The organism is Streptomyces sp. SM1 (assembly GCF_002910825.1).
Classification (GTDB): domain Bacteria; phylum Actinomycetota; class Actinomycetes; order Streptomycetales; family Streptomycetaceae; genus Streptomyces; species Streptomyces okerensis.
Window position 1 is genome coordinate 1 of sequence record NZ_NEUB01000969.1, and the last position, 7,278, is coordinate 7,278.

At 73.9% G+C, this 7,278-nt stretch carries 9 protein-coding genes; 7 read left to right on the forward strand and 2 right to left on the reverse strand.

Features of this window, described 5'->3' with window-relative positions; genetic code table 11:
• Positions 1-138: 138 nt before the first annotated feature.
• Positions 139-426, forward strand: coding sequence for a DUF5955 family protein (locus tag B9S61_RS34080; protein WP_258040008.1), 288 nt, complete (start codon positions 139-141; stop codon positions 424-426).
• 34 nt (positions 427-460) lie between these two features.
• Here B9S61_RS34080 and B9S61_RS34085 read toward each other — a convergent pair whose 3' ends face one another.
• Positions 461-1,267 (reverse strand): IclR family transcriptional regulator, encoded by an 807-nt coding sequence (locus tag B9S61_RS34085; protein ID WP_103545642.1) that lies wholly within the window; start codon positions 1,265-1,267, stop codon positions 461-463.
• A 248-nt stretch (positions 1,268-1,515) separates the two neighbouring features.
• Between B9S61_RS34085 and allB the strand changes: the two genes are divergently transcribed.
• The 4 genes from allB (at position 1,516) to B9S61_RS34105 (ending at position 5,172) form a co-directional block, all read left to right on the forward strand.
• Complete coding sequence (allB, locus tag B9S61_RS34090) at positions 1,516-2,856, forward strand: allantoinase AllB (protein ID WP_103545643.1); 1,341 nt, start codon at positions 1,516-1,518, stop codon at positions 2,854-2,856.
• A gap of 32 nt (positions 2,857-2,888) precedes the next feature.
• Positions 2,889-4,019 (forward strand): allantoicase, encoded by a 1,131-nt coding sequence (gene alc, locus B9S61_RS34095; RefSeq protein WP_103545644.1) that lies wholly within the window; start codon positions 2,889-2,891, stop codon positions 4,017-4,019.
• 14 nt (positions 4,020-4,033) lie between these two features.
• Positions 4,034-4,171, forward strand: a complete 138-nt coding sequence (locus B9S61_RS34100; protein ID WP_374936269.1) for a hypothetical protein — start codon at positions 4,034-4,036, stop codon at positions 4,169-4,171.
• Between the two features lie 113 nt (positions 4,172-4,284).
• A complete protein-coding gene (locus tag B9S61_RS34105; RefSeq protein WP_103545646.1) occupies positions 4,285-5,172 on the forward strand; it encodes a universal stress protein in 888 nt (295 codons plus the stop codon).
• Between the two features lie 39 nt (positions 5,173-5,211).
• On the opposite strand, the gene B9S61_RS34110 is transcribed toward B9S61_RS34105, so the two are convergent.
• Positions 5,212-5,412: a hypothetical protein gene (locus tag B9S61_RS34110; RefSeq protein ID WP_103545645.1), complete on the reverse strand. Its 201-nt coding sequence runs from the start codon at positions 5,410-5,412 to the stop codon at positions 5,212-5,214.
• Between the two features lie 176 nt (positions 5,413-5,588).
• Here B9S61_RS34110 and B9S61_RS34115 point away from each other — a divergent pair, with 176 nt between their 5' ends.
• On the forward strand, positions 5,589-6,839 hold the full coding sequence (locus B9S61_RS34115; protein ID WP_103545647.1) for a sensor histidine kinase: 1,251 nt from the start codon (positions 5,589-5,591) through the stop codon (positions 6,837-6,839).
• Between the two features lie 91 nt (positions 6,840-6,930).
• A partial coding sequence (locus B9S61_RS34120) for a response regulator transcription factor (protein ID WP_146065022.1) occupies positions 6,931-7,278 on the forward strand: 348 nt, incomplete at its 3' end.

The window sequence follows — 7,278 nt, forward strand, 5'->3', positions numbered from 1 at the left end:
ACGCAGCGGACTGGCGCAAAGGCCCCGGGGTGGCGTTTACTGGCCCGCACCGACCGGCGGGGTGCTGGGGCCGGACGGGGAGGCGCACGACGGCGTGCCAGGGGGAGGACTGTGGTGCGGAGCGTTGAGCAAAGGCGTGTGCCCGGCAGTCAGGTGGACCCGCGGGTGACGGGGCTGCGCTCCGCCGTGTCCCGGTTGCGCCGCCAGCTGGCCGCCCATCCGGCCGAGTTCCGGGACCGGGGCATCGCGGAGGAGGAACTTGCCGCGCTGGCCGTCCTGGCCGCCGGCGACCACCCCGACATCCCCGGCCTGCGCCGCTCCCTGCTGCTGGTGGCCGGCGCCATCGGCTCGGTCAGCGCGCTGGGACAGGGAGTACGCGAACTGCGTGAGGCGGTGGACCTGTTCGGCCGGGCGCCACGCCGATGACGCCCGCTCGCCCGTACGGACCGGGCCGCGCCGGTCAGGCGGTCGGCGCCGTGCCCGGCGTGGCGAGAGCCTCCGAGAGTTCGGCGGCGACCTGCTGGAGCACCGGGACGATCCGCTCCGTGGCCGAGTCCGTGACCCGGCCGGCGGGGCCGGAGATCGAGATCGCGGCCGCCGTGGGGGCGTCGGGCACGGGCACCGCGAGGCAGCGGACGCCGATCTCCTGCTCGTTGTCGTCGATCGCGTAGCCCTGGCGGCGTACGTCCTCCAGCGCCGCGAGGAAGCCCTCCGGCGTGGTGATGGTCCGGTCGGTCGCGGCCGGCATGCCCGTACGTCCCAGCAGGGCCCGTACCTCCTCCGGCGGGAAGCCGGACAGCAGGGCCTTGCCCACCCCCGTGGAGTGCGGCAGGACGCGCCGCCCGACCTCGGTGAACATCCGCATGGAGTGCTTGGACGGCACCTGTGCCACGTACACGATCTCGTCCCCGTCGAGCAGTGCCATGTTCGCCGTCTCGCCGGTCTCCTCCACCAGCCGGGCCAGATACGGCCGCGCCCAGGTCCCCAGCAGCCGGGAGGCCGACTCGCCGAGCCGGATCAGGCGCGGGCCGAGCGCGTACCGGCGGTTGGGCTGCTGACGTACGTAACCGCAGACGACAAGCGTGCGCATCAGGCGGTGGATCGTCGGCAGGGGCAGTCCGCTGCTCGCGGACAACTCGCTCAGGCCGACCTCGCCCCCCGCGTCCGCCATCCGTTCGAGCAGGTCGAAGGCGCGCTCGAGGGACTGCACACCGCCACTGGCGGCGGGCCGGGCGGAGTCGGTGGTGCTGGCGCTGGACGTCGGCACGGCGCGTTCCTTTCAGGGCTGGCAGGAAGGGCAGAAGCCTACCCGGCAGCCGGCCGGCTGCCCGCTTGTGCGTAGCTGCGTTCTGTCTGCCGGAATGATAATTCCGGCTTGTGGAAACGTCCAGAGGTGGCCGTCGACGTCCCGCAGGGGGGAGTGTGCCCTTGACGAGGTGGAAGCCGAGGTGAAGACTCCTTCAACAGAACGTTGAATTTCGTCCGGTGAACGTGCGGAAGCCCAGGAGGAATCGCGTGTCCGACGCCGAACTCGTGCTGCGCTCGACGCGCGTCATCACCCCCGGGGGGACGCGCGCCGCGTCCGTCGCGGTCGCCGGCGGCACGATCGCGGCCGTGCTGCCGTACGACGCGCCCGTCCCCGCAGGCGCACGCCTGGAGGACCTCGGTGACGACGCCCTGCTGCCCGGACTCGTCGACACCCACGTGCACGTCAACGACCCCGGCCGCACCGAGTGGGAGGGCTTCTGGACCGCCACCCGCGCGGCGGCGGCCGGCGGCATCACCACGCTGATCGACATGCCGCTCAACTCCCTCCCGCCGACCACCGGCGTCGGCCGTCTGCGCACCAAACAGCGGGTCGCCGCCGACAAGGCCCACATCGACGTCGGCTTCTGGGGCGGCGCCCTGCCGGACAATGTCATGGACCTCCGCCCGCTGCACGAGGCCGGGGTCTTCGGCTTCAAGGCCTTCCTGTCCCCCTCCGGCGTGGACGATTTCCCGCACCTCGGCCCGGAGCAACTGGCCCGCTCCCTCGCGGAGATCGCCGCCTTCGACGGGCTGCTGATCGTGCACGCCGAGGACCCCCGCCACCTCGCCGCCGCCCCGCAGCACGGCGGCCCCAAGTACGCCGACTTCCTCGCCTCCCGCCCGCGCGACGCCGAGGATGCCGCCATCGCGCACCTCGTGGAGCTGGCGAAGCGCCAGGGCGCGCGGGTGCACGTCCTGCACCTCTCCTCCAGCGACGCGCTGCCCGTGATCGCCGCGGCCAAGGCGGACGGCGTACGCGTGACGGTCGAGACGTGCCCCCACTACCTCACCCTCACGGCAGAGGAGGTCCCGGACGGCGCCAGCGAGTTCAAGTGCTGCCCGCCCATCCGCGAGGCCGCCAACCAGGACCTCCTCTGGCAGGCCCTGGCGGACGGCACCATCGACTGCGTCGTCACCGACCACTCCCCGTCCACCGCCGACCTCAAGACGGACGACTTCTCGACCGCCTGGGGCGGCATCTCCAGCCTCCAGCTCAGCCTGCCGGCCGTCTGGACCGAGGCACGCGGACGCGGCCACGGCCTGGAGGACGTGGTGCGCTGGATGGCGGCGCGCACGGCCCGGCTGGCCGGCCTCGACGCCCGCAAGGGCGCCATCGCGCCCGGCCGCGACGCCGACTTCGCCGTCCTCGACCCCGAACGGAGCTTCACCGTCGACCCGGCGGCACTCCAGCACCGCAACCGCGTGACCGCGTACGCGGGCAGAACCCTGTACGGCGTCGTCAAGTCCACCTGGCTGCGCGGACAGCGCATCGTGGCCGACGGCGAGTTCACCGAACCGAAGGGCCGGCTGCTCACCCGCTCCCCCTGACACCGACACCCGAGAGGCAGGACCGGATCACCGTGACGGCGATCGAGTACTTCACCGGCGAGGCGCGCCCCTACGGCGGCGGCGACCCCTACGCTGACTACCGCACCGCCGGCTTCCCCTTCACCCACCACGCCGACCTCGCCGACCGCCGGCTCGGCGCCGGTGTCATCGCCGCCAACGACGAGTTCTTCGCCCCGCGCGAGAACCTTCTGCTCCCCGGGCGCGCCGAGTTCGACCCCGAGCGGTTCGGGCACAAGGGCAAGATCATGGACGGCTGGGAGACCCGGCGCCGGCGCGGCGCCTCCGCCGGGCACCCGTGGCCGGCGGAGGAGGACCACGACTGGGCGCTGATCCGGCTCGGCGTGCCCGGAATCGTCCGCGGCATCGTCGTGGACACGGCCCACTTCCGCGGCAACCACCCGCAGGCGGTGTCCGTCGAGGGTGCCTCGGCCGCGGGCCACCCGTCGCCGGAGGAACTCCTCGCGGACGGCGTGCGGTGGACGACGCTCGTGCCGCGCACGCCGGTGGGCGGCCACGCGGCCAACGGCTTCGCCGTGACGGCCGGGCAGCGCTTCACCCACCTGCGGCTGAGGCAGCACCCCGACGGGGGCATCGCCCGGCTGCGCGTGTACGGCGAGGTCGTCCCGGACCCGGCCTGGCTGACGGCGCTCGGCACCTTCGACGTGGTCGCCCTGGAGAACGGCGGCCGGGTGGAGGACGCGTCCGACCGGTTCTACTCACCGGCCGCCAACACCATCCGGCCCGGGCGGTCCCTGAAGATGGACGACGGGTGGGAGACCCGGCGCCGCCGCGACCAGGGGCATGACTGGATCCGGTACCGGCTGGTGGCGCAGGCGCGGATCCGTGCGCTGGAGATCGACACGGCGTATCTGAAGGGCAACAGCGCGGGGTGGGCGGCGGTGTCGGTGAAAGACGGTGACGGCGGTGACGTCACCGGTGGCAGTGGCAGTGGCGGTGACGGCTGGCGGGAGATTCTGCCCCGCACCCGGCTCCAGCCGGACACCGGCCACCGGTTCGTCCTGCCGGACCCGGTGACCGCCACCCACGCCCGCGTGGACATCTACCCCGACGGAGGGATCTCCCGTCTGCGGCTCTTCGGCACACTGACGGAGGAGGGCGTGGCCGCTCTTCGCGACGCGTAGCCGCCCGCCCACCCGTGTTCCCGGAGGGCTCGCCGCCGGCCGCCTTCCGCCACACCGGCGGCCGGACCACCGCCGCGGGCGTGTCCATCCAGACCTACGACCGCGCCGGCCGCCCCGAGTACGGCGAGTACGCGCTGCCGGACAATCCCTGATGACGTGGGGTGCCGACCGGCCCGTATCCTGGCCGAACGGCCCAAGACAACCGCGCGGCGCAGGCGCGATGCTGGGACCTGGGAGTCGGTGACGGCTGGATGAGGAGGCAATGGTGAGCGGTCTCGTGGTCGTGGGCGTGGACGGTTCGGCGTCGGGTCTCGCCGCGGTGGAGGCTGCCGCGCGGGAAGCGGCACTGCGAGGGGCGACGCTGCGGGTGGTGCACGCCTGCGTCTGGCCGGCGATGCACGTGCCCATGGGGCCGTCTCCGCTGGGGCCGCCGGAGGGCGGACTTCGCAACATGGTCGACCGCCTGATGGCCGAGGCGGTCGAGCGGGCTGCGACGGCGGCTCCCGAGGTCACCGTCGACCAGGTCGTGGTGACCGGTGAGCCCCTGACGGCCCTGGAGGCCCAGTCGCGCGGCGCCGAGCTGGTGGTGGTCGGGTCCCGCGGCATGGGCGGGTTCGTCGGGCTGCTGGTGGGTTCGACCGCGGTGCACCTGGCGGCACACGGCCGCTGCCCGGTCCTGGTGGTGCGCGAGGAGCCGCGGGCGGACGGCCCGGTCGTGCTGGGCGTCGACGGCTCGGCGGCCGGGCAGAAGGCCGCGGAGTTCGCCTTCGCCGAGGCCGCGCTGCGCAAGGCCCCGCTGGTGGCGCTGCACAGCTGGACCAACTGGAACGCGCCGATGCCCGCCCCGCAGGACGCGTCGGAACCGTTCGCGAACCAGCCGGGAGCCCTCGCCGGGGAGGAGGAGCGGCTGCTCTCCGAGGCACTCGCCGGCTTCCAGGAGCGCTACCCGGACGTCGCCGTCGACCACCGGACGGTGCACGGCGGTGCCCGCGAGGCCCTGATCGAGGCGAGCCGGTCCGCCCAGCTCGTCGTCGTCGGCGCGCGCGGACGCGGAGGCTTCACCGGGCTGCTGCTCGGCTCGGTCAGCCAGGCCCTGCTGCACCACGCGCACAGCCCGGTCGCGGTGGTGCGCGGAGAGGGCGAGCGGGACTGAGCGGGGCACCGTCGAGGAGCCGAGGAGCGGGAAGGCCGGTCAGCCGGCCTTCCCGCTCTCGGCGGCGGCGAACAGCGCCCCCGCCAGTACCAGCAGGGTGACGCTCGCGTAGATCTCGTAGCCGTCGAGGAACCCCCACCGGTGCACGAGTCCCCAGTTCCAGCCGGTGAACTCGGTCAGCAGGCCGGCCACCCCCTGCACCAGGGCGAGGAATCCCAGAACCTCCAGCATCTGCTTCATGCCACCGACTCTCGCCGGCCCCCGCACCCGCATCGGCCGCCGGGCGGGGCCGCCCCGACGGAAGTCCGTGATCCGGGCCGGCCGGGGCGCCGGGGGTCTGCGGTCCCGCGACTTCGGTAGCCGATCCGGGCCGTTCGGTGCCGGCCCCGGCACCCCCCTGCGTAGATTTGCCGACCGTGACTGGTGACAAGGCGGCGCAGACCGCCCCGGTGTTCACGGGGCGCCGATGGTTCATCCCGTCCGCCCTCCTCCACGAACTCGATCCCGGGGCGGGCCGCTCCGGGCGGCGGCCGCGGCGCACCGCGCGGGACTGGATCGTCGACTTCGCCTGCTTCCTGCTGGCCGTTCTGGTCGGACTGCTGGGCGCCGAGACGCTCAGCAACAGCCACGGCCTGCCTCCCGCGCTGGTCGCCGCCGACCAGGTGCTCGGCGGCCTGTCCTGCGGTGCGATCTGGCTGCGCCGGCGGTGGCCGCTCGGACTGGCCGTGGTCATGACCCCGGTCAGTTTCGTCTCGGAGACCTCCGGCGGGGTGGCCGTGATCGCGCTGTTCACCCTCGCCGTGCACCGGCCCTTCCGGTACGTGGCCTGGGTGGCCGGTGCCCAGATGGTGCTCGTACCGCTCTACTTCTGGTGGCGCCCCGATCCCGATCTGCCGTACCTCGCCTCGATCGTCCTCCTCCTGGTGCTGACCGCCGCGACGGTCGGCTGGGGCATGTTCGTACGGTCCAAGCGGCAGCTCATGCTGAGTCTCAGGGACCGGGCCCGCCGGGCCGAGACGGAGGCGCGGCTGCGGGCCGAGCAGGCGCAGCGCCTCGCGCGGGAGGCCATCGCGCGGGAGATGCACGACGTGCTCGCGCACCGGCTGACGCTGCTGAGCGTGCACGCGGGCGCGCTGGAGTTCCGGCCCGACACACCGCGCGAGGAGATCGCGCGGGCGGCCGGGGTGATCCGGGAGAGCTCGCACGAGGCGTTGCAGGACCTGCGGGAGATCATCGGGGTGCTGCGGGCCGGGGAGTCCGACGACACGGGCCGGCCGCAGCCGACGCTCGCCGCGCTCGACACCCTGGCCGTCGAGTCCCGGGAGGCCGGCATGAAGGTCACCCTGGAGCAGCGGGTCACCGACCCGGGCGCCGTGCCCGCCTCCGTCGGCCGCACCGCCTACCGGATCGCCCAGGAGGGCCTGACCAACGCCCGCAAGCACGCCCCCGGCACGGAGGTCACGGTGTCGGTCACCGGCGGGCCGGGGGACGGCCTCACGGTGACCGTGCGCAACCCCGCACCGGAAGGGGACGTACCGCCCGTGCCAGGCGCGGGGCAGGGCCTGATCGGCCTCACGGAACGGGCCACCCTGGCGGGCGGAACCGTGGAACACGGTCCGGCCGCCGGCGGAGGGTTCGAGGTACGCGCACGGCTGCCAGGGGGATGAACCGGTCCCGGTGCCGGAGCGCGGCCCCGGTCAGGGCGCTTCGGACGTCCCGTGTGTTCCCGGCCCGCCCCGCCGTGATTACGTACCGCCCATGACTGCGATCAGACTGCTCCCCGTCGACGACGACCCGTTGGTGCGGGCCGGGCTGTCCTTCATGCTGGGCGGTGCGGAGGACATCGAGATCGTCGGTGAGGCCGCCGACGGCGGCGAGGTGGAGGCGCTGGTCGACCGCACCCGCCCGGACGTGGTCCTGATGGACATCCGGATGCCGACGGTCGACGGGCTGACCGCGACCGAGTCGCTGCGCCGCCGCGAGGACGCCCCGCAGGTCGTGGTGCTCACCACCTTCCACGCCGACGAACAGGTGCTGCGGGCGCTCCGCGCGGGCGCCGCCGGGTTCGTGCTCAAGGACACCCCTCCCGCGGAGATCGTCGCCGCG

Excerpts from the sequence above, each read along its gene's own strand:
- B9S61_RS34110 (WP_103545645.1), bottom strand. The coding sequence starts at position 5,412 with ATGAAGCAGATGCTGGAGGTTCTGGGATTCCTCGCCCTGGTGCAGGGG.